The sequence below is a fragment of the Dyella sp. genome (assembly GCF_051962475.1).
GTDB lineage: Bacteria > Pseudomonadota > Gammaproteobacteria > Xanthomonadales > Rhodanobacteraceae > Dyella_A.
The window spans coordinates 40945-59921 of sequence record NZ_JBQCCF010000032.1; the positions used below are offsets into that span (position 1 = coordinate 40945).

Genomic DNA, 18977 nt, shown 5'->3' on the forward strand with positions numbered 1-18977 from the left:
ATGAGCGTGCCCCGGCGACCACCGGGCCAAGCCGCCGCCTGTGCATTTCGGCGGGCGACAAGACTGACCGCGTTCACGACAGGATCACGTTAGAACGCCGGGTACTGCGGTGGAATTCGTTTGTTCCGATGCGATCGATAGCCACAGGCTATGCAGCCGGGCGCCGGGCCGGCTAGAACGTTTGTGCGTCGGATCGGCCGGCGCGGCTGGGCCGCGGCGCCGGCGTGCTGGCAGGTATCAGCCGAGCGCCTTGAGCCGGTACAGCTCTTCCAGCGCTTCGCGCGGCGAGAGGGCGTCGGGATCGACGTCGGCCAGGCGCTTCTCCAGTGCCGAAGGTGCGGGCGGGGCGAACAACCCCAGTTGCGGCGAGGCCTCCTCGCGCCGCGCCGTGGCGCCGCCGGGATGCATGCCTTTCTCCAGCTGCGCCAGCGTGCGCCGCGCATCGGCGATCACCGGCTTGGGCAGGCCGGCCAGCGCGGCCACCTGCAGGCCGAAGCTGCGGTTCGCCGGGCCGTCCTTCACCGCGTGCATAAACACCAGTTGCTCGCCGTACTCGACCGCGTCCAGATGCACGTTGGCGATGCCGGCGTACTCGCCGGCCAGCTCGGTCAACTCGAAATAGTGCGTGGCGAACAACGTCCAGGCGCGGCAGTGGGTGCTCAGGTGCACCGCGCTGGCGCGCGCCAGCGCGAGGCCGTCGTTGGTGCTGGTGCCGCGGCCGACCTCGTCCATCAGCACCAGGCTGTGCTCGGTGGCGTTGTGCAGGATGTTGGCCGTCTCGCTCATCTCCACCATGAAAGTGGACTGGCCACGCGAGAGATCGTCGCCGGCGCCGATGCGGGTGAAGATGCGGTCGATCGGGCCGATCGTGGCTGCACTCGCCGGCACGTAGCTGCCGATGTGGGCGAGCAGCACGATCAGCGCGTTCTGTCGCATGTAGGTGCTCTTGCCGCCCATGTTCGGGCCGGTAATCACCAGCATACGGCGGCTGTCGTCGAGCTTCAGGTCGTTCGGCTCGAACGGTTCGTCGCGCACCTTTTCCACCACCGGATGGCGGCCGCGTTCGATGGCGATGCCGGCCTCGTCGGTGAGCACCGGTTCGGCCCAGTCAAGCGTTTCGGCGCGTTCGGCCAGGGTGGCCAGCACGTCCAGCTCAGCGATCACCGCGGCGGCGGACTTCAGCGGTTCGAGGTGTTCGATCAGCTGGTCGAGCAGTGCCTCGTACAGCGCACGCTCGCGCATCAGCGAGCGTTCCTTGGCCGAGAGCACCTTGTCCTCGAAGGTCTTCAACTCTTCGGTGATGTAGCGCTCGGCGTTCTTGGTGGTCTGGCGGCGCGTGTAGTGCGTGGGCGCCTTGTCCGACTGGCCCTTGCTGATCTCGATGTAGTAGCCGTGCACGCGGTTGTAGCCGACCTTGAGCGTGGCGATGCCGCTGGCAACTTTCTCGCGTTCCTCCAGCTCCACCAGGTACTGGTCGGCGTGGGTGGAAAGGCGGCGCAGCTCGTCCAGCTCGGCGTCGTAGCCGTCGGCGATGACGCCGCCGTCGCGCTGCAGGGCTGGCGGCTGGGCGACCACCGCGCGGGCCAGCCAGGCGGCGGTGTCGGCGTGGTCGCCGATGCGTTCGACCAGCGCGTGCAGCAACGGGCTGTCCAGTGCGGCGATCTGGCCGCGCAGCTCGGGGGCGGCGGCGAGGCCGTCGCGCAAGGTAGAGAGATCGCGCGGGCGCGCCGAGCGCAGCGCCACGCGGGCCAGGATGCGTTCCAGGTCGCCGATGCCGCGCAGCATCTCGCGCAGGCTCAGGTGGCGGCGGCTGTCGATCAGCAGGCCGATCGCCTGGTGGCGCTGGCGAAGCACCGTGCGCGAGCGCAGCGGACGATTCAGCCAGCGGCGCAGCGCTCGTGCGCCCATCGGCGTCACGGTTTCGTCCAGCACGCCGAGCAGGGTGTGTTCGCTGCGGCCGCTGGGGTGGGTGTCCAGTTCCAGGTTGCGGCGGGTGGCGGCGTCCAGCGCGATGGTCTCGCTGGCGCTTTCCACCGCCATGCCGGACAGGTGCGGCAGCGCGCTCTTCTGGGTTTCCTCGACGTAGCCGAGCAGGCAGCCGGCGGCGGCGATGGCCAGCGGCAGCTTGTCGACGCCGAACCCGCCGAGGTCGCGGGTGCCGAAGAAACGGTTCAATTCGCGCCGCGCGGCGTCGCTGTCGAAATGCCACGGCGGGCGCTTGCGTAGGCCGGGCAGGGTGCTGACCAGCTTGGGCCAGGCGACGTTTTCGTCGATCAGCGTCTCGGCCGGCTGCAGGCGCGCCAGCTCGGCGGCCAGCGCCTCGGCGGTGGGCACCTCGCTGAGCAGGAAACGGCCGCTGGAAAGATCTACCCAGGCCAGCCCGTAGGCGCCGCCGGCTCCCGCGGCGATCGCCAGCAGCAGGTTGTCGCGGCGCTCCTCCAGCAGCGCGGCGTCGGTCACCGTACCGGGCGTGACGATGCGCACCACCTTGCGCTCGACGATGCCCTTGGCCAGCGCCGGGTCGCCGATCTGCTCGCAAATCGCCACCGACTCGCCCAGCCTCACCAGCCGCGCCAGGTAGTTCTCCACCGCGTGGTAGGGCACGCCGGCCATGGGAATCGGCGCTCCGGCCGACGCGCCGCGCTGGGTCAGCGTGATATCGAGCAGTCGCGCCGCCTTGCGGGCGTCGTCGTAGAACAGCTCGTAGAAGTCGCCCATGCGGAAGAACAGCAGCACGTCGGGGTGCGCCGCCTTGGCCGACAGGTACTGGCGCATCAGCGGCGTGTGCTGGGAAAGATCGTCGTGGTTCATGCGTGGGGCGGGTCTTGGCTCGGTCGCGCGGAACGGGTAGAACGGAGGGCTTCGCGCCGCAGGCGGCGTTTCGTTCAACCCGGGAGTCTCGCATGGAGTCGTCGTCCGTTCCTACCGATGCGCAGCTGCGCCAGCTCGGCGAGGACGTTGCCGAGCTTATGCGCGAGCGCAAGCTGATGCTGGTGACGGCCGAATCGTGCACCGGCGGCTTCATTGCCAAGGTGCTCACCGACTTGCCAGGCAGCTCGGCCTGGTTCGATGCCGGCGTGGTCACCTACAGCTACGAGGCGAAGGAGGCGCTGCTGGGGGTCAATCCCCGCACGCTCGAGCGCACCGGCGCGGTGAGCGAGGAGACCGTGCTGGAGATGGTGTCTGGCGCGCTGGCGCGTTTCGGCGCTGGCGCGGCGGTAGCGGTGACCGGCATCGCCGGACCGTCCGGTGGTACCGAGGGCAAGCCGGTCGGCACCGTGTGGGTCGGCTGGAAGCGCCGCGGCGGTTACGCCCACGCGCGGCTGTTCCATTTTCAGGGCGATCGCGACGCCATCCGCCGTCAGACCGTAGCCGTGGCCCTCGCTGGCCTGGGCAAGGAGCTGACAGCCTGAGCCGGCCCGGGCCGGCGATGGCGCGCTGTCGCGCCCACGGAGGCGGCTTGACCGGTATGGGATACTCGCGTTTCGGCCTATCGCAGCCCGTGAGATCGCCACGGCTCATCATGCAGGCTCGCCAATCCGGCCACCTCTTTTCACAGCTACCGCAGGATCCCCACGATGGATGACAACAAGCGCAAGGCGCTCGCTTCGGCCCTCGGCCAGATCGAGAAGCAGTTCGGCAAGGGCGCGGTGATGCGCCTGGGCGACCGGGTGAACGAGGCCATTGAGACCGTCTCCACCGGCTCGCTGGGCTTGGACATCGCGCTGGGCATCGGCGGCCTGCCGCGCGGGCGCATCGTCGAAATCTACGGTCCGGAGTCCTCCGGCAAGACCACGCTCACCCTGCAGGCCATCGCCAACTGCCAGCGCAACGGCGGCACCGCAGCCTTCGTCGACGCCGAGCACGCGCTCGATCCGTCCTACGCCGAGAAGCTGGGCGTGAACCTCGACGACCTGCTGATCTCCCAGCCGGACACCGGCGAGCAGGCGCTGGAGATCGCCGACATGCTGGTGCGCTCCAACGCCGTGGACGTGGTGGTGGTCGACTCGGTCGCTGCGCTCACGCCGAAGGCTGAAATCGAAGGCGAAATGGGTGACTCGCACGTGGGTCTGCACGCCCGCCTGATGAGCCAGGCGCTGCGCAAACTCACCGCCAACATCAAGAAGTCCGGCACCCTGGTGATCTTCATCAACCAGATCCGCATGAAGATCGGCGTGATGTTCGGCAGCCCCGAGACCACCACCGGCGGCAACGCGCTGAAGTTCTACGCCTCGGTACGCCTGGACATCCGCCGCACCGGCGCGGTGAAGAAGGGCGACGAGGTGATCGGTTCGGAAACCCGCGTGAAGGTGGTCAAGAACAAGGTCGCGCCGCCGTTCCGCCAGGCCGAGTTCGAGATCCTCTACGGTGAGGGCACCTCGCGCGAGGGCGAGATCATCGAGCTGGGCGTGCGCGAGAACCTGATCGACAAATCCGGCGCCTGGTACAGCTACAACGGCGACCGCATCGGCCAGGGCAAGGAGAACGTGCGCCAGTTCCTGCGCGACAACCCGGCCATCGCCAATGAGATCGACCAGCAGCTGCGCGCACGACTGCTGGTGAGCGGCAAGGCCGCACCGGCCTCCGCCGAAGAAGCGGTCGACGCCGACGCCTGATGGTGGGTGAGCCGCGCCAGGCATCCCGATCCGGATGAAGCGGCGCAACGACAATGGTCGTCCCAAGCCCAGCGCCTATGACAAGGCGCTGGGCCTGTTGGCGCGTCGGGAGCAGTCCCGGCGCGAGCTCAAGCGCAAGCTGGGGCAGGGCGGCTACGAGCCGGACGAAGCCGATGCCGCACTCGATCGCCTGGGCGAGCAGCGCTACCAGGACGACGAGCGCTTCGCCTGCATGCTGGTGCGCAATCGCGCCGGCCAGGGCTACGGCCCGGTGCGCATCCGGATGGAGCTGAAGACCCACGGCGTGGACGACGCCACCGCCCGCCAGTTGCTGGAGGATGCCGAGGTCGACTGGCATGCCAGCGCCGCCGCGCAGCTGCGCAAACGCTACGGCGGCAAGGCCCCGGCGGACTTCGCCGAGCGCACCAAACGGGCGCAGTTCCTCTTGCGTCGCGGCTTTTCCGCCGCCACAGTACGTAGTGTTACCCACGCCGAAGTGGATGACGCCGACGACGACTGAGGGTGCGGTCGACGCGGCGTCGCCGCGGCGTGGCCTTGTTTCAGCCATCGGATTTTTCGATGGCCCCATCGCCAGAAGCCCGCATGAAAACCGCTGACATTCGCTCCGCCTTCCTCGAATTCTTCCGCGCCAAGGACCATGCGATCGTGCCGTCCGCCTCGCTGGTGCCGTCCAGCGATCCGACGCTGCTGTTCACCAACTCCGGGATGGTGCCCTTCAAGAACGTATTCCTGGGCAGCGAGAAGTTGCCGTATGTGCGCGCGGCCGACGTGCAGCGCTGCCTGCGCGCCGGCGGCAAGCACAACGACCTGGACGCCGTGGGCTATACCGCGCGCCACCACACCTTCTTCGAGATGCTGGGCAACTGGTCGTTCGGCGACTACTTCAAGCGCGAGGCGATCGTGTGGGCGTGGGAGCTGCTCACCGACGTGTTCAAGCTGCCGGCGGACAAGCTGTGGGTCACCGTCTACCACACCGATGACGAGGCCTTCGACATCTGGAACAAGGAAGTCGGCGTGCCGGCCGAGCGCATCGTGCGCATCGGCGACAACAAGGGCGCACCGTTCGCCTCGGACAACTTCTGGCAGATGGCCGACACCGGCCCATGCGGTCCGTGCACCGAGATCTTCTACGACCATGGCCCCGACGTGGCCGGTGGTCCGCCCGGCTCGCCGGACGAGGATGGCGACCGCTACATCGAAATCTGGAACCTTGTGTTCATGCAGTTCGACCGCGCGCCGGACGGCACGCTGAGCCCGCTGCCGGCGCCCTGCGTGGATACCGGCATGGGCCTGGAACGTCTCGCCGCCGTGCTGCAGCACGTGCATTCGAACTACGAGATCGACCTGTTCGAGCACCTGATCCGCAAGGCCGGCGAGTTCACCGGTACCACTGACCTGGCCAACAAATCGCTGCGGGTGATCGCCGACCACATCCGCGCCTGCTCGTTCCTGATCGTCGACGGCGTGCTGCCGTCCAACGAGGGCCGCGGCTACGTGCTGCGACGGATCATCCGTCGCGCCCTGCGCCACGGCTGGATGCTCGGCGTGCGCGGTGACTTCTTCTGGAAGATGGTCGCGCCGCTGGTGCTGGAGATGGGCGACGCCTATCCGGAGCTGGCGTCGAAGCAGGCATTCATCGAAGACGCACTGCGTACCGAGGAGCAGCGCTTCGGCGAGACGCTCGAGCACGGTATGCGGGTGTTCGACGAGGTGGCCGGCAAAGCCGGCAAGATCATTCCCGGCGTCGACGCGTTCCGCCTGTACGACACCTACGGTTTCCCGGTCGACCTCACTGCCGACATCGCCCGCGAACGCGGCATGGAAGTGGACATGGCCGGCTTCGAGCAGGCCATGAACGAGCAGCGCGAACGCGCCCGTGCGGCGGGCAAGTTCGAAGCCAAGGGGCTGATGCCGGCGGACCTGGCCAGCGAGCTCAAGCCCACCGTGTTCCTCGGCTACGACGCGCTCGTCGCCGATGGGGTGAAGGTGGTCGGCATCGTGCGCGGCGGCAAGCAGTTCGATCAGCTGGCGCAGGGCGAGGAGGGGCTGGTGATCCTGGATCGCACGCCGTTCTACGCCGAGTCCGGCGGCCAGGTGGGCGACACCGGCGCGCTGGTCGCGCCGGGCGGGACGTTCGAGGTGTCGGACACGCTCAAGATGGGCGGCGTGTTCTTCGGCCATGCCGGCACGTGGCGCGGCACGTCGCCGCTGCGCCGCGGCGACACGCTCAGCGCGCAAGTGGATGAGGCGCGTCGCCAGTCCACCGTGCTCAACCATTCGGCCACGCATCTGCTGCACGCGGCGCTGCGCAAGGTGCTTGGTGAGCACGTCACGCAGAAGGGCTCGCTGGTGGCACCGGAGCGGCTGCGCTTCGACTTTGCCCACTTCAAGCCGATGAGCCGCGACGAACTCGCCGAAGTGGAGGCGCTGGTAAACGCTGAGGTGCGCCGCAATGCACCGGCTGAGGTGCACAACATGGGCTACGACGAGGCGATCGCCTTCGGCGCCATGGCGCTGTTCGGCGAGAAGTACGGCGACGAGGTGCGCGTGCTCAAGATGGGTGATTTCTCCACCGAGCTGTGCGGTGGCACGCACGTGGGCCGCACCGGTGACATCGGCCTGTTTAAGATCGTCAGCGAGGCCGGCGTGGCCTCGGGTGTACGCCGCATCGAGGCGGTCACCGGTGCCGGGGCGCTGGCTCATGTCGCCGACGAGGAGCGTCGCCTGGGTGAGCTGGCGCAATTGCTTTCCGGCAGTGGCGACGAGGTCGTGGACAAGCTGCGTCAGCTGTTCGACAAGCAGAAAAAGCTCGAGCGCGAGCTGGAATCGCTGCGGGCCAAGGCCGCCGGGTCCGCCACCGCTGATTTGGCCGGAGCGGCGCAGGACGTAGATGGGATCAAGGTGGTCGCTGCGCGACTGGAAGGACTCGACGCCAAGGCCCTGCGCGACAGCGTCGACCAGTTGAAGCAACAGCTCGGCGACTGCGTGATTCTGCTGGCGGGTGCGGCGGACGGTCGCGCCTCCCTGGTGGCCGGCGTGCACGGCAAGGCGCTGGGACGGATCAAGGCAGGCGACGTTGTGGCTCACGTGGCGGTGCAGATCGATGGCAAGGGTGGCGGCCGGCCCGATATGGCGCAGGGCGGTGGCAGCGACACGCCGCAATTGCCCCTCTTGCTCGATGCGTTGCCGGCATGGGTGGGTGCGCGTTTGGCTGGTTGATTTAGGGGCCTGAACGGCCCCGACTGTCCGCCAAAAGTCGATTGCGCGGTTTACCAGCGCTCGGATAGTATCAATGGATTGCCGGTGCCACTGATTGCGGTGGCACTGCCTGCCAAGACAAGTTGTTCGCCTTGGCTGAAGCCGGGGAAGGCGGAAAGGCCTTCGACGGAAACCGTCGTCGAACTGTTGGCAGACTCAGGGGTGAGGTCTTGCCAGTCAGATGGCCTGTAACCACACCATTCTATGGAGTAGCAAATCATGTTGATTCTGACCCGTCGGGTCGGTGAAACCCTGATGATCGGTGACGAGGTGACCGTCACCGTTCTCGGCGTCAAGGGCAACCAGGTGCGTATCGGCATCAATGCGCCCAAGAACGTCTCGGTGCATCGCGAAGAAATCTATCAGCGGATCAAGGGCGAGAACGAGTCCGGCGCCGTGGGCTCGGGCGAAAATACCGCCGAATAAGCACACAAGGCTTTACCTCGACCACGTCGGTCAGTATCCTTGCCGGCTCCGCAGCAATGCGGACAAATACGGAGAGATGCCCGAGAGGCCGAAGGGGCTCCCCTGCTAAGGGAGTATAGGGTCAAAAGCCTTATCGAGGGTTCGAATCCCTCTCTCTCCGCCAGTTACGCAAAACGCCCCTTCGTGGGGCGTTTTGCGTTTTCTGGGCGTCGTTCCCATGCGCTTTGTCGCATCCGCCGAAGGGGCGCCGTTACTGCGTCGGTAGACCCGCCAGTTCGACGCCCTCGTGCGTGACGTGCAGCAGCGAGCCTTGCTCGTACCAATCGCCCAGCACGATGCGCTCTACCGTATGGCCGTCCAGATCGAAGCGATGGATGGCCGGCCGATGGGTATGGCCATGGATCAAGCGAGTGACCCCGGCGGCACGCATGGCTTGGGCGACTGCCTCGGCATTGACGTCCATGATGGTTTCCATGGTGCTGCCCGTGTGTGCACGACTGTCCTCACGTGCCTTGGCCGCAAATGCGCGGCGGGCTTGCAGCGGCATGGCGAGGATCTGCGCCTGCCACTGTGGCTGGCGTACCTGACGGCGGACGGCCTGGTAGGCGGTGTCATCGGTGCACAGCACATCGCCATGCATCAGCAAGGTGCGACACCCCTCGATGTCATGCACGGTGCCGTCCTCGAGCAGGGTCATGCCGGCGTGTTGCGCAAACGCTTCGCCGATGAGGAAGTCGCGGTTGCCGGCGATGAAGTACACCGGCACGCCGCTCTCTCTCACGCCACGAGTGGCTGTCGCGATACGCCCGGGAAGTTCGGCGTCGTCGTCGTCGCCGATCCACGCTTCCACCAGGTCACCGAGGATGTACAGCGCGCTGGCTGTGCGCACCTGTGCGCTGGCGAGCAGGCGTTCGAACAAGGCGGTGATCTGCGGCCGACTGTCGTCCAGATGCAGGTCGGAAATGAATATCGTAGCCATCGATGTCAGCCCTTCGCGGCGGGCTTGGTCTTCTTGGCCGTCTGCGCGCTTTTGGCGGGAGTCGTTGCCGAAGCGGGCGCGCTTTCAACGGTGCTCGTCGGCGCGGCGTCGCCTACCACCTCGGCGCCGGTGATCACCACGATGGGATTGGGCACGTCGCCGGCGAAAGGGCCGAGCGCGCGGGTCGGCAGGGCGGCGATCTTGTCGACCACGTCCATGCCCTTGATCACCTTGCCGAACACCGCGTAGCCCCAGGTCAGACCGCTCTGACTGCCGACGAAATCCAGCCGGCGGTTGTCCACGAGGTTGAAGAAGAACTGCGAAGTTCCTGAGTTGGGATCGGCACCGCGAGCCACCGCGACCGTGCCACGCAGATTGGACAGGCCGTTGTCCGCCTCGCTGGCGATGGCAGGACGGGTGCGGCGGGGCTGCAGATCGCGCGTATAAAGGCCGCCCTGAACCAGATAGCCGGGGATGGCGCGATGGAACACGGTGCCCGCGTAGAACCCGTCACGCACGTACTGGAGGAAGTTGGCCACGCTTTTCGGCGACTTGTCCGGGTACAGCTCCAGTGTGATGTCGCCTTGGCTGGTGTGCAGTACGACCTGGGGAGCCGGCGCCGGCGGCGCGGGAGCATCCTTGGCCGCGCTCTGGGCGCGCAATGCGATGGGTGTGAGCAACAGCAGGGAAAGCAGGCAGGCTTTGAACATGGGACTCGTGCATGCAGAAGATCGGCCCATGATACGCGGCCTACGTGACCGGGGGGCATCGCCGCGTGCATAGGGCGTGAAGGGTTGCTAGCATGAAGTTGCGGCTGCGCAGGGGCAGCTGTGGAGATTCAACATGCAAACGATGAATACGCACTTCGCGTTGCGACGCGGACTGCGCTTGTTTGCAGGGATGCTGGGGGGACGCAAGGACTCGCCCACGTCGCATGAGACGGCGACTGTCAGACACGATCTCGTTTCCTGGTGCTCCGAGGCGCGAACCCGTCGAGGAGACGAACTCGCGCGACGACGGAACCTGGAGTGGCCGGTCGACGGCTAACCGGTTCCTGACGGACTTAGGGTGAAGGGTTGCCCGGTCGTGAGCCGGTCGAGTAGACCGGTGTTCGCGCACGCCTGTTGTAGGCATATTCTGACGGCGACAACGCTGCCCTGATGGCACTCTGGCGGTGTCGATGGCAAGGGTGCTTCGGCCAGGTGAAGCGGGGGCGCCATTTTTCAGGTTTCAAGTGCCGGGGCAGGTAGGCCCCGGCTGTCAGCAGGCGCGAACGCGCCTATCATGCACGGGCACGACGACGCCCCTGCGCCGCCCAAGGAGGGTACGAAGTGATCAATATTGTTCTGGTGGACGATCATGAGCTGGTCCGCACCGGCTTTCGGATGATCCTGCAGCAGCAGCCTGACATCCGCATTCGCGGCGAGGCGGGAACGGCGGAGGAGGGGCTTCGCCTCATTCGTACGCTGGCGCCGGATATCGCACTGGTGGATGTCCACATGCCGGGCATGAGCGGTATCGAACTGACCGAGCGCGTCTGTCGGTCCAAGCTCAATACCCACATTGTCATCGTCACCGTGGTCGATGACGCCCGCTTCCCCAAGCGCCTGCTCGATGCCGGTGCGCTGGGCTATCTCACCAAGGGATGTTCGGCCGAGGAGTTGCTGGCGGCGGTGCGCCAGGTGGCGACCGGTCGCCGCTACCTCGCGCCGGCGGTGGCGCAACAGCTGGCCCTGGCCACCCTGGACGGCAGCGAATCGCCGTTCGACGTGCTTTCCAGCCGCGAACTGGAGGTTGCGATGATGCTGGTGCGCGGCAAGCCGCTGACGCTCATCGGCGAACAGCTCAATCTCAGCCCCAAGACGGTTTCCACCTACAAGCAGCGCCTGATGGAGAAGCTCAACGTGGATCACGTGATCAGCCTTGCCCACCTGATGGCGGTGCACGGGCTGATCGATACGGCCAACCAGCAGCATGCAAATGCCTGACGAACTTTGACGGGCGCACAAAAAAACCGGGCCTTGGCCCGGTTTTTTTGTGGCTGAAGCCGATCGATCAACCTGCCGTGGAATCGTCCCGCTTGCGGGGCTCTTCGGTCGGCTCGTTTTCCACGGACTCGGCATCGGCGCTTGCCAGGTGCTCCTTCGTGGCGGTCAGCAGATCGCCCTGGGACGGCTGAGAGGCCGGGCCGGTCGCGGGCTCGGCGACGGCTGCCGGGGGCTCCGCGGTGGTCAGCGGCTGCGGCGGTGTAGGCGGCTCGGTCGGTTCCGCGCGCTCCGCCGCCGGCGTGGCCGGCAACGAAGTCGTCGGTGGCGCGGCGATCATTACCTCGTCAGCCGACACTTCCGGCGCTTCTGCGGCCGGCTCACCCTCGGCCACCACCGGATCGGGGATCGGCGGCAACACGGGCAGGTTGAACGACGCGGGCACGGCTGCCGCGCGCTGCTCGGGCGGATTCTCCGCGGCGGCGAGCATGGAGGCAGGCGTGACAGCCGGCACAGGCGCGGACGCAGTGGCAGGCTCGGACTTCTGCTCGGCGCCCGACTCCGACACAACAGCTGCGGCGGCGGTCGGGATCGATGCGCTGTGCGGCTGGGCGGGTGCGGCAGACGTCGGATTCGGCGTGGTCTTGGCCGAGGTCTCCTCGGCCTCGTCGCCGGCCGCATCATCACGGTCCTCGTCGTCCAGTGCCTTGGCCTGCAGCGAGGCATCGGTGGACGTCGCTGCGCCATTCTCGTCCTGACGACGGCGACGGCGGCCGCCGCGGCGGCCGCGACGGCGGCGCGCGCCACCGCCTTCTGCCTCGCTCGCTCCGTCGGGTTGGGTGTTGCCTGGCGTGGCTGCGATCGTGGCTGCGTCGGCCGCTGCGGGCTTCGGCTCCTCGATGACCCGCTCGGTGGGTGCGGGGGTGCGTGCCGGCTGCGCCTGGCGCTCAGTGCGCGGCGCTGCCGTTGCCGTCAGGCTGGCGTCGGCCTTCGCGGCGGCCTTCTCATCGCGCTGGGGCGGCTGAGCCGCTCGCGCCGGGCGTTGTTCCTGACGCGGCGTGGCGGCGGCCTGAGCCTGACGCGCCTGGCCACCCGACGACTGTTCGCCGCGCTGACGGTTGCCACCCTTGCCGGACGACGCACCCGACGCATTGGCGTTGCCGCGATTCCCCGGCTCGCGACGGCCCGCTGGGGTACCGCCGCGGTTGGCGGAAGCGCCACCGGGCTGATTCGGGCGACCCCGTTCGTCACGGCGCGGAGCCTGCTGGCGGCGGTTGGATGTTTCCTTCGGTGAGGTAGCCGTTGCTTTGCCCGCCGTTTCCTCGGCGCCACGGAACCAGCCGAGCAGACGCGACAGGATGCCACCGGAGGACGGCGCCGGGGCGGCCGCGGCTGGTGCCTGGGCACGACGCGGGGCCGGCGCCACGGGGGCGGGGGCGGCCGTCTCTTCGCGCACCGGTGCGGGCGACGAATGCACCACGCCGCTCACCGCCGGCTGCTCGCTGCTGCCCAGCGTCTGCCCCATCTTGGGAATCGGCGACGCTTCGACGGCAGTGAGGCGTTCGTAGCTGGGCTTGCTGTGCTCGCCCATCTCCGCTTCCTTGATCCGCTGGATCTGGATGTGCGGCGTCTCGAGCTTGTCGTCCGCCACGATCACCACGTGGACCTTGTTGCGCAGCTCGATCTCGACCACGCTGGCGCGCTTTTCGTTGAGCATGAAGTTGGCCACCTGCGGCGGAGCCTGCACCAGCACCTGGCCGGTGTTGTCCTTCATCGCGTGCTCTTCGATCAGGCGCAGCGTGGACAGCGAAAGCGATTCGATCCCGCGGATGTGGCCATGGCCCTCGCAGCGCGGGCAGACCACCTGGGTGGCCTCGCCCAACGACGGGCGCAGGCGCTGGCGCGACATCTCCAGCAGGCCGAAGCGCGAAATGCGGCCGATCTGCACGCGGGCGCGATCGAGCTTCAGCGCGTCCTTCAGTTTCTCCTCGACTTCGCGCTGGTGGCGCGGGCTGTCCATGTCGATGAAGTCGATGACGATCAGGCCACCGGCGTCACGAATGCGCAACTGGCGGGCGATTTCCACCGCCGCCTCGCAGTTCGTGTTGAACGCGGTTTCCTCGATGTCGCCGCCTTTGGTCGCCTTAGCCGAGTTGATGTCGATGGCGGTGAGCGCTTCGGTCTGGTCGACCACGATCGAGCCGCCCGAGGGCAGGCGCACCTGGCGATCGAAAACGCTCTCGATCTGGGTTTCGATCTGGTAGCGCGAGAACAGCGGGGTGTCGTCCTTGTACAGCTTGAGCTTGCGCAGGGCGTTCGGCATCACCTGCTGCATGAACTCGCGCGCGTCGTTGTACAGCGACTCCTCGTCGATGAGGATCTCGCCGATGTCGTTGCGCAAGTAGTCGCGCAGGGCGCGGATGAACAGCTTCGATTCCTGATAGATCAGGAACGGCGCCTTCTGCTTGTTGGCCGCCTCGGAGATCGAGCGCCACAGGGTGAGCAGGTAGTCCAGGTCCCACTGCAGCTCTTCGGCGTCGCGGCCCATGCCGGCGGTGCGCACGATCAGGCCGACGTCGTCGGGCACGTTGAGATGATCCAGCGCTTCCTTCAGCGCCTGCCGGTCTTCACCCTCGATCCGGCGCGATACGCCGCCCGCCTTCGGGTTGTTCGGCATCAGCACCATGTAGCGGCCAGCCAGGCTGATAAAGGTGGTCAGCGCCGCGCCCTTGTTGCCGCGCTCTTCCTTCTCCACCTGGACGACCAGCTCCTGGCCTTCCTTCAGCAGCTCACGAATGTTCGCCTTGTTCGGGTCCAGGCCCGGGGTGAAGTACTCGCGGGCGATTTCCTTGATCGGCAAGAAGCCGTGGCGCTCGGCGCCGTAGTCGATGAAGCAGGCTTCGAGGGAGGCTTCGACGCGAGTGATGCGGCCCTTATAGATGTTGGCCTTCTTCTGCTCGCGGGAGGGGATCTCGATGTCGAGGTCGTACAGGGTCTGGCCATCGACGATGGCCACGCGCAACTCTTCACGCTGAGTTGCGTTGATCAACATGCGTTTCATTGTGTTGTTTTCCTTCAGCTTGCCGCGCGTCGCGTGCCTCGGTGGCGCCACTGGGGGCGGCCTGCCGGGGATCGCGCCGCTGCGGTCAAGCGGCAAAAGTACGGCACCAGTCCGGGTGCCGGCGATGATTCCTGGTCACTACGCCGCGGATCACCGACACGGCGCAGGCCGATCGGACAAACCGCAATCCGAACCGCTACGATGAAAGGGAGCAGCGACCGGCTGCCCGGGGAAGGCGGCCGGCGCAATCCTCACCGACGTGACGGACGGGCCGGTCCGATCGAGCTGATCGGACACGGGCAAAGCGCCGGCCGAGTATCCTATCGAAGCGGACTTTTTTCAATGCAGACGGTAACTTCCCCCGACGTATCTCAAGGGGTGCGTCAAGTCGAGATCGGCCCGGAGCGCGACGGGCAGCGGATCGACAACGCCCTGATGACCCTGCTCAAAGGGGTGCCCAAGAGCATGATCTACCGCATCCTGCGTACCGGGCAGGTGCGGGTGAACGGCAAGCGGGCCAAGCCCGACACCCGTCTGTCCGCGGGCGATATGTTGCGCATTCCACCCGTTCGCGTCGCAGAGCGTCCTGAGACACAGGGGCCTAGCCCCGGTCAGATGGCCTCGGCCGCAGAAGCGGTGATCTTCGAGGACAAGCATTTCCTGGTGATCGACAAACCCACTGGCATGGCCAGCCACGGCGGCAGCGGTGTCAGTCACGGTGCGATTGAGCTGATGCGTGCGGCGCGCCCCAACGATCACCTCGAGCTGGTGCATCGGCTGGATCGCGATACCAGTGGAGTGCTGGTGTTTGCCAAGACCCGCGCCGGGCTGACCGGCCTGCAGGCGGCCATCCGCGACAACCAGGTGGTCAAGCAGTACCTCTGCCTGATGGTTGGGCACCCGTCCAAGGCCCGGTTCGACGTCAATGCGCCGCTCGCCAAGTTCGTGCTTCAGGGCGGAGAACGCATGGTAAGAGTGTCCGATAACGGCAAGCCGTCGCTCACTTTTTTCCGTGAGATCGAACAGTATCCGGGCGCTCGCCTGATGCAGGCGACGCTGGGTACCGGGCGCACCCATCAGATTCGCGTGCACGCCGCGCATATCGGCCATCCGCTCGCTGGCGACCCGAAATACGGTGATCGCGAGGCCAACAAGCGCTTCCGTGAGTTGGGGCTGCAGCGTCTGTTCCTGCACGCCTCACATATGAGCTTCGAGCTGGACGGAAGGTCGTACAGCTTCTCGGCACCGTTGCCAGATGATCTCAGGAAGTTTCTGGAAGCTATTGCTTCTAAAGGAAAAAGCGCGCGCTAACCTCAAGCGAGCGCAAGCCATTGCCGATCAGGCCTGCGCCCACCACCAGGGCGCAGCCGGCATGGCCCAGGGCAATCGGCAACAAGCTCCGCTGCCGCACAAAGCACCAGGCCCACCCCAGCTCGGCGAGAAAACACAGCTGCATCAGCGCGCCGTTGGGTACGTGCAGCAAAGCAAAGGCCAGCGAGGCAGCCAGCACGGCCCACCGGACGGGCAGGAATTTCTCCAGCTGGCCCAGCGCAAAGCCCAGGATCAGCCATTGCTGCAACGCGGCCCAGCCGAGATAGACCAGGACGCGGCGCGGCGGCGTGGGATCCAGTGCATGGCCCCACATCAGGCACACCAGCAGCGCCGCCGGCACCAGGGCGAGCGGCCACCACCACGCGGTTGAGCGCCACGGGCCGACCCATCGCCAGCTCGACGACCTACCTGCGCTCTGGGCGTGCGCCGCAAAGATCAGCGCGGAGGCGAACCCAGCCACTCCAGCCAGTGTGGGGCGTTGTCCCCATTGCAGGCCGGCTACCAGGATCAACGGGCCGAGCAGGCCGGCGAGCAAGGTCTGCCATGCCGGGCGAGGGCGCCTGGCAAGCCAGCAAAGCACCAGCACATAGGCGCCCACACCGAGCCAGGAGAGCCAGGGAGGCAGCGGCCCTCTCGGCGGCTTCGTCAGCGACGCGTGGCCGGCCACCACGAGGGCGGCCGGGCGCCAAGCGACTGCGGCGTCGCGGCGGGCCAGCAACTGCTCCGCGCTCGCCGCGGCGGCAAGTCGCACGATGGGCACAGCCGGTGCTGGATTTGCTGAATCGGCCGCGGATGAGCTTTCCAGCGCCAGCTGCGGCGGAACGAGGGCCAGCGGATCGGGAGCGAGCAGGGCTGCATCGGTCAACAGCAGGCGCTGGCCACGTGGCATCGTGATGCGCAGGCGCAACATGTCGGCCCGGTTGGCGGGTGCGCACGGGGCGGTGGCGGTGTCGATGGAACGCAGGTCCACATCGATCCGCGTACCACGCCAGATGATCGGCGCACTCGGGCAGGCCGGTTGTCCCGTTGTCTGCCAGACCACCTGCAGGGTGACTGGCTGTGCGGCGGCACGGTCAAGCCGGAGGAGGGGCCAATGGACCAGATCCAGCCCGCGTGCGATCGGCAGCCCCAGCTCGAACGCCGTTCCGTCCAGGCTGGTTACCTCCACGCCGCCATCGACGGCACGCATGCTGGCGTGGCCGAAGGCGCGGCCAGCCACGAAACCCTCCGGGTTGACAAATCGCCACCGCCAGAGCGGTTGGCCGGCCCGCAACACGGCCAGCTCGCTGCGGGCCTCCTGGGCGAGGTAGCGTGCCGTGAGCCCCGAGGCCAGCAGCCGGAACGCCAGCAGCGCGACCACCGCGGCGAGCAGCCAGGCGGTCGCGACAGCCACGCCGCGGGCGGTAGGCGCCACGATCAGCGCGCGAGCAGCGCTTCAACCTTGGCCGCGCAGATGAAGTCGTTTCGCGACAGCCCGCCCACGTCGTGGGTCGACCACAAGACCTGACAGTGGCCGTAGCCGGCCTCGAGGTCCGGGTGGTGATCCTGCTGGTTGGCCATGAAACCCACGGCGTTGATGAAACCGAGCGTGCGGTGGAAGTCCTCGAAGCGAAAATCCTTCACGATCGCCTTGCCGCCCTGGGTCGTCGACCAGCCCGGCAGTGAGGCGAGCAACTGCGCGACTTGCTCCGCGCTCAGCGCATGCTCGCTGCCCTTGCGCGCAACGCAGTGCTCATGGGCCAGATCGGTCGAATTCATGCGGGTCTCCAGTGCAGGTTTCGTGCGGGATGCGAAGGGTCGAAGCTGCGCCGGCAAATGTCAAAGCGCGCAGGCGGCGCGAAACAGTACTAAAATGGTGCTGTTTCGTTGACCGCCCCGATTCCGGAGCGGTTATGGCTTCGATGGAGTCTTCATGATCGACATTTCCGAGCGCGCCCAGCAGCACTTTCTCAAGCTTCTCGCTCAGCAGGGCACCGACGGCCTGGGCATCCGCCTGCGGGTGGTCGACGCCGGTACCCCGGCGGCGAACTGCGAGCTGGAGTTCTGCGAGCGCGCCGACCTCACCGGCAACGAATGGACGATCGAATGCGCCGGCTTCCATTTCTACGTCGAGGGCGACAGCGCACGTTGGCTGGACAACGCCAGCATCGACTACGAGCCCAATGCCACCGGCGGCCAGCTCAACATCCGGGCGCCCGGCATCAAGGGACAGCAGCCGGGCGCGGATGCCGGCCTGATCGAGCGGGTGCAGTACGTGCTGGAGGCGGAGATCAACCCCCGGCTGGCCTCGCATGGTGGTCGCGTGAGCCTGCGCGAAATCGACGCCGACGGCGTGGTGATGCTGCAGTTCGGCGGCGGCTGCCACGGCTGCGGGATGGTCGACGTCACGCTCAAGCAGGGCGTGGAGAAGACCCTGCGCGAGCGCGTGCCGGAAGTGTCGGCAGTGCGCGATGCCACCGATCACGCCAGCGGCGCCAAGCCGTACTACGAAGGCAAGCAGGGTCGGTCGGCGATCGGCTGAGGCCAAGCCACCCGCGCAAAAAAAGCCCGCTTGCGCGGGCTTTTTTTCAGGCGACTTGCCGGGGCGGATTACTTGTCGCCCTGAATGTGTCCCTGAAGCGTGCTGAGCTTGGTCGGCAGGCTGGAGAAGTAGGCGGTGACGTCCTCGATGTCCTGGTCGGACAGCGTGGCGGCGAAGCCCTTCATGATCGCGTTGTTGCGGCCGCCGTTCTTGTACTCGTGCAGCGCCTGCTGCAGGTAGGCGTTGTATTGGCCGGCCAGGCGCGGGTACTGCGGATCGACGGCGTTGCCGTCGGCACCGTGGCAGGCGAAGCAGGCAGCGGCCTTGGTCTTGCCGGCCTCGGGATTGCCGGTCGCCATCAGCGACGTGGAGGCGAACGCCAGTGCGGCGAACGAAAGCAGGGTGAACGCACGGGTCATGCGGAATCCTCGGGACGGCTTACTTGGCAAGGCTGGAAAGGTAGGCGGCGATGTCTTCGATGTCCTTGTCGGACAGACTCTGCGCCTGCGCCATCATCGTCGGATGGGTGCGCTCGCCGCTCTGGTAGCCGTGCAGCGCATTGATGATGTACTGCTCGTTCTGGCCGGCGATGCGCGGCACCGGATAATCCGGGTAGGCGTTGGCATAGCCTTCCACGCCGTGGCACCCGTTGCAGGTGTAGACGAGCTTGCGCCCGGCGGCCTTGTCGCCTTCGGCGTGTGCGCTGCCGATGGTGAAGAGGGCGGCGGCCGCGGCAAGGCCAAGCAGTTGCAGTCGAGTCATTGAGTTCTTTCCCACG

16 protein-coding genes and 1 tRNA gene are annotated in these 18977 nt (G+C 67.0%); 9 read left to right on the plus strand and 8 right to left on the minus strand.

The window, feature by feature from the left end:
- Positions 1 to 237: 237 nt before the first annotated feature.
- The gene (gene mutS, locus ACTHJF_RS06835) at positions 238 to 2811 is read right to left on the minus strand and encodes a DNA mismatch repair protein MutS (protein ID WP_440266452.1); all 2574 of its coding nucleotides are present in this window, start codon (positions 2809 to 2811) and stop codon (positions 238 to 240) included.
- A 92-nt stretch (positions 2812 to 2903) separates the two neighbouring features.
- Between mutS and ACTHJF_RS06840 the strand changes: the two genes are divergently transcribed.
- The 6 genes from ACTHJF_RS06840 to ACTHJF_RS06865 all read left to right on the plus strand — a co-directional run bounded on the left by ACTHJF_RS06840 (position 2904) and on the right by ACTHJF_RS06865 (position 8484).
- The gene (locus tag ACTHJF_RS06840) at positions 2904 to 3413 is read left to right on the plus strand and encodes a CinA family protein (protein ID WP_440266453.1); all 510 of its coding nucleotides are present in this window, start codon (positions 2904 to 2906) and stop codon (positions 3411 to 3413) included.
- Positions 3414 to 3578: 165 nt separating this feature from the next.
- Positions 3579 to 4616 carry a recombinase RecA gene (gene recA, locus ACTHJF_RS06845; protein WP_431636957.1) on the plus strand — a complete coding sequence of 346 codons (1038 nt, stop codon included), beginning with the start codon at positions 3579 to 3581 and terminating at the stop codon, positions 4614 to 4616.
- A 34-nt stretch (positions 4617 to 4650) separates the two neighbouring features.
- Complete coding sequence (locus tag ACTHJF_RS06850; protein WP_440266454.1) at positions 4651 to 5136, plus strand: regulatory protein RecX; 486 nt, start codon at positions 4651 to 4653, stop codon at positions 5134 to 5136.
- A gap of 83 nt (positions 5137 to 5219) precedes the next feature.
- A complete protein-coding gene (alaS, locus tag ACTHJF_RS06855; RefSeq protein ID WP_440266455.1) occupies positions 5220 to 7856 on the plus strand; it encodes an alanine--tRNA ligase in 2637 nt (878 codons plus the stop codon).
- Between the two features lie 258 nt (positions 7857 to 8114).
- Entirely contained in the window at positions 8115 to 8321 is a 207-nt protein-coding gene (csrA, locus tag ACTHJF_RS06860) for a carbon storage regulator CsrA (protein WP_440266456.1), read from the plus strand.
- A 70-nt stretch (positions 8322 to 8391) separates the two neighbouring features.
- Positions 8392 to 8484: transfer RNA gene (locus ACTHJF_RS06865), tRNA-Ser, on the plus strand.
- Between the two features lie 87 nt (positions 8485 to 8571).
- Here ACTHJF_RS06865 and ACTHJF_RS06870 read toward each other — a convergent pair.
- Positions 8572 to 9300 carry a UDP-2,3-diacylglucosamine diphosphatase gene (locus ACTHJF_RS06870; protein ID WP_440266457.1) on the minus strand — a complete coding sequence of 243 codons (729 nt, stop codon included), beginning with the start codon at positions 9298 to 9300 and terminating at the stop codon, positions 8572 to 8574.
- Positions 9301 to 9305: 5 nt separating this feature from the next.
- Positions 9306 to 10010 (minus strand): peptidylprolyl isomerase, encoded by a 705-nt coding sequence (locus tag ACTHJF_RS06875; RefSeq protein ID WP_440266458.1) that lies wholly within the window; start codon positions 10008 to 10010, stop codon positions 9306 to 9308.
- A 621-nt stretch (positions 10011 to 10631) separates the two neighbouring features.
- Here ACTHJF_RS06875 and ACTHJF_RS06880 point away from each other — a divergent pair.
- On the plus strand, positions 10632 to 11288 hold the full coding sequence (locus ACTHJF_RS06880; RefSeq protein WP_431636965.1) for a response regulator: 657 nt from the start codon (positions 10632 to 10634) through the stop codon (positions 11286 to 11288).
- A gap of 67 nt (positions 11289 to 11355) precedes the next feature.
- On the opposite strand, the gene ACTHJF_RS06885 is transcribed toward ACTHJF_RS06880, so the two are convergent.
- Positions 11356 to 14346 carry an Rne/Rng family ribonuclease gene (locus tag ACTHJF_RS06885; RefSeq protein ID WP_440266459.1) on the minus strand — a complete coding sequence of 997 codons (2991 nt, stop codon included), beginning with the start codon at positions 14344 to 14346 and terminating at the stop codon, positions 11356 to 11358.
- Positions 14347 to 14688: 342 nt separating this feature from the next.
- On the opposite strand from ACTHJF_RS06885, the gene ACTHJF_RS06890 reads away from it, so the two are divergent.
- Positions 14689 to 15657 carry an RluA family pseudouridine synthase gene (locus ACTHJF_RS06890; protein WP_440266460.1) on the plus strand — a complete coding sequence of 323 codons (969 nt, stop codon included), beginning with the start codon at positions 14689 to 14691 and terminating at the stop codon, positions 15655 to 15657.
- Here ACTHJF_RS06890 and ACTHJF_RS06895 read toward each other — a convergent pair.
- Positions 15635 to 17071, minus strand: a complete 1437-nt coding sequence (locus tag ACTHJF_RS06895; protein ID WP_440266461.1) for a CPBP family glutamic-type intramembrane protease — start codon at positions 17069 to 17071, stop codon at positions 15635 to 15637. The two genes, ACTHJF_RS06890 and ACTHJF_RS06895, sit on opposite strands and share 23 nt — an antisense overlap.
- Positions 17072 to 17094: 23 nt before the next feature.
- A complete protein-coding gene (locus ACTHJF_RS06900; RefSeq protein WP_440266462.1) occupies positions 17095 to 17436 on the minus strand; it encodes a 4a-hydroxytetrahydrobiopterin dehydratase in 342 nt (113 codons plus the stop codon).
- Positions 17437 to 17590: 154 nt separating this feature from the next.
- On the opposite strand from ACTHJF_RS06900, the gene ACTHJF_RS06905 reads away from it, so the two are divergent.
- Positions 17591 to 18199 (plus strand): NfuA family Fe-S biogenesis protein, encoded by a 609-nt coding sequence (locus ACTHJF_RS06905; RefSeq protein ID WP_431636974.1) that lies wholly within the window; start codon positions 17591 to 17593, stop codon positions 18197 to 18199.
- 68 nt (positions 18200 to 18267) lie between these two features.
- On the opposite strand, the gene ACTHJF_RS06910 is transcribed toward ACTHJF_RS06905, so the two are convergent.
- Entirely contained in the window at positions 18268 to 18618 is a 351-nt protein-coding gene (locus tag ACTHJF_RS06910) for a c-type cytochrome (RefSeq protein WP_431636976.1), read from the minus strand.
- 19 nt (positions 18619 to 18637) lie between these two features.
- Entirely contained in the window at positions 18638 to 18961 is a 324-nt protein-coding gene (locus ACTHJF_RS06915) for a c-type cytochrome (protein ID WP_404633796.1), read from the minus strand.
- Positions 18962 to 18977: the final 16 nt, after the last annotated feature.

Excerpts from the sequence above, each read along its gene's own strand:
- ACTHJF_RS06885 (WP_440266459.1), bottom strand. The coding sequence starts at position 14,346 with ATGAAACGCATGTTGATCAACGCAACTCAGCGTGAAGAGTTGCGCGTG.
- ACTHJF_RS06910 (WP_431636976.1), bottom strand. The coding sequence starts at position 18,618 with ATGACCCGTGCGTTCACCCTGCTTTCGTTCGCCGCACTGGCGTTCGCC.
- ACTHJF_RS06905 (WP_431636974.1), top strand. The coding sequence starts at position 17,591 with ATGATCGACATTTCCGAGCGCGCCCAGCAGCACTTTCTCAAGCTTCTC.
- recA (WP_431636957.1), top strand. The coding sequence starts at position 3,579 with ATGGATGACAACAAGCGCAAGGCGCTCGCTTCGGCCCTCGGCCAGATC.
- mutS (WP_440266452.1), bottom strand. The coding sequence starts at position 2,811 with ATGAACCACGACGATCTTTCCCAGCACACGCCGCTGATGCGCCAGTAC.
- ACTHJF_RS06915 (WP_404633796.1), bottom strand. The coding sequence starts at position 18,961 with ATGACTCGACTGCAACTGCTTGGCCTTGCCGCGGCCGCCGCCCTCTTC.
- alaS (WP_440266455.1), top strand. The coding sequence starts at position 5,220 with ATGAAAACCGCTGACATTCGCTCCGCCTTCCTCGAATTCTTCCGCGCC.
- ACTHJF_RS06875 (WP_440266458.1), bottom strand. The coding sequence starts at position 10,010 with ATGTTCAAAGCCTGCCTGCTTTCCCTGCTGTTGCTCACACCCATCGCA.
- csrA (WP_440266456.1), top strand. The coding sequence starts at position 8,115 with ATGTTGATTCTGACCCGTCGGGTCGGTGAAACCCTGATGATCGGTGAC.
- ACTHJF_RS06900 (WP_440266462.1), bottom strand. The coding sequence starts at position 17,436 with ATGAATTCGACCGATCTGGCCCATGAGCACTGCGTTGCGCGCAAGGGC.
- ACTHJF_RS06870 (WP_440266457.1), bottom strand. The coding sequence starts at position 9,300 with ATGGCTACGATATTCATTTCCGACCTGCATCTGGACGACAGTCGGCCG.
- ACTHJF_RS06890 (WP_440266460.1), top strand. The coding sequence starts at position 14,689 with ATGCAGACGGTAACTTCCCCCGACGTATCTCAAGGGGTGCGTCAAGTC.
- ACTHJF_RS06850 (WP_440266454.1), top strand. The coding sequence starts at position 4,651 with ATGAAGCGGCGCAACGACAATGGTCGTCCCAAGCCCAGCGCCTATGAC.
- ACTHJF_RS06840 (WP_440266453.1), top strand. The coding sequence starts at position 2,904 with ATGGAGTCGTCGTCCGTTCCTACCGATGCGCAGCTGCGCCAGCTCGGC.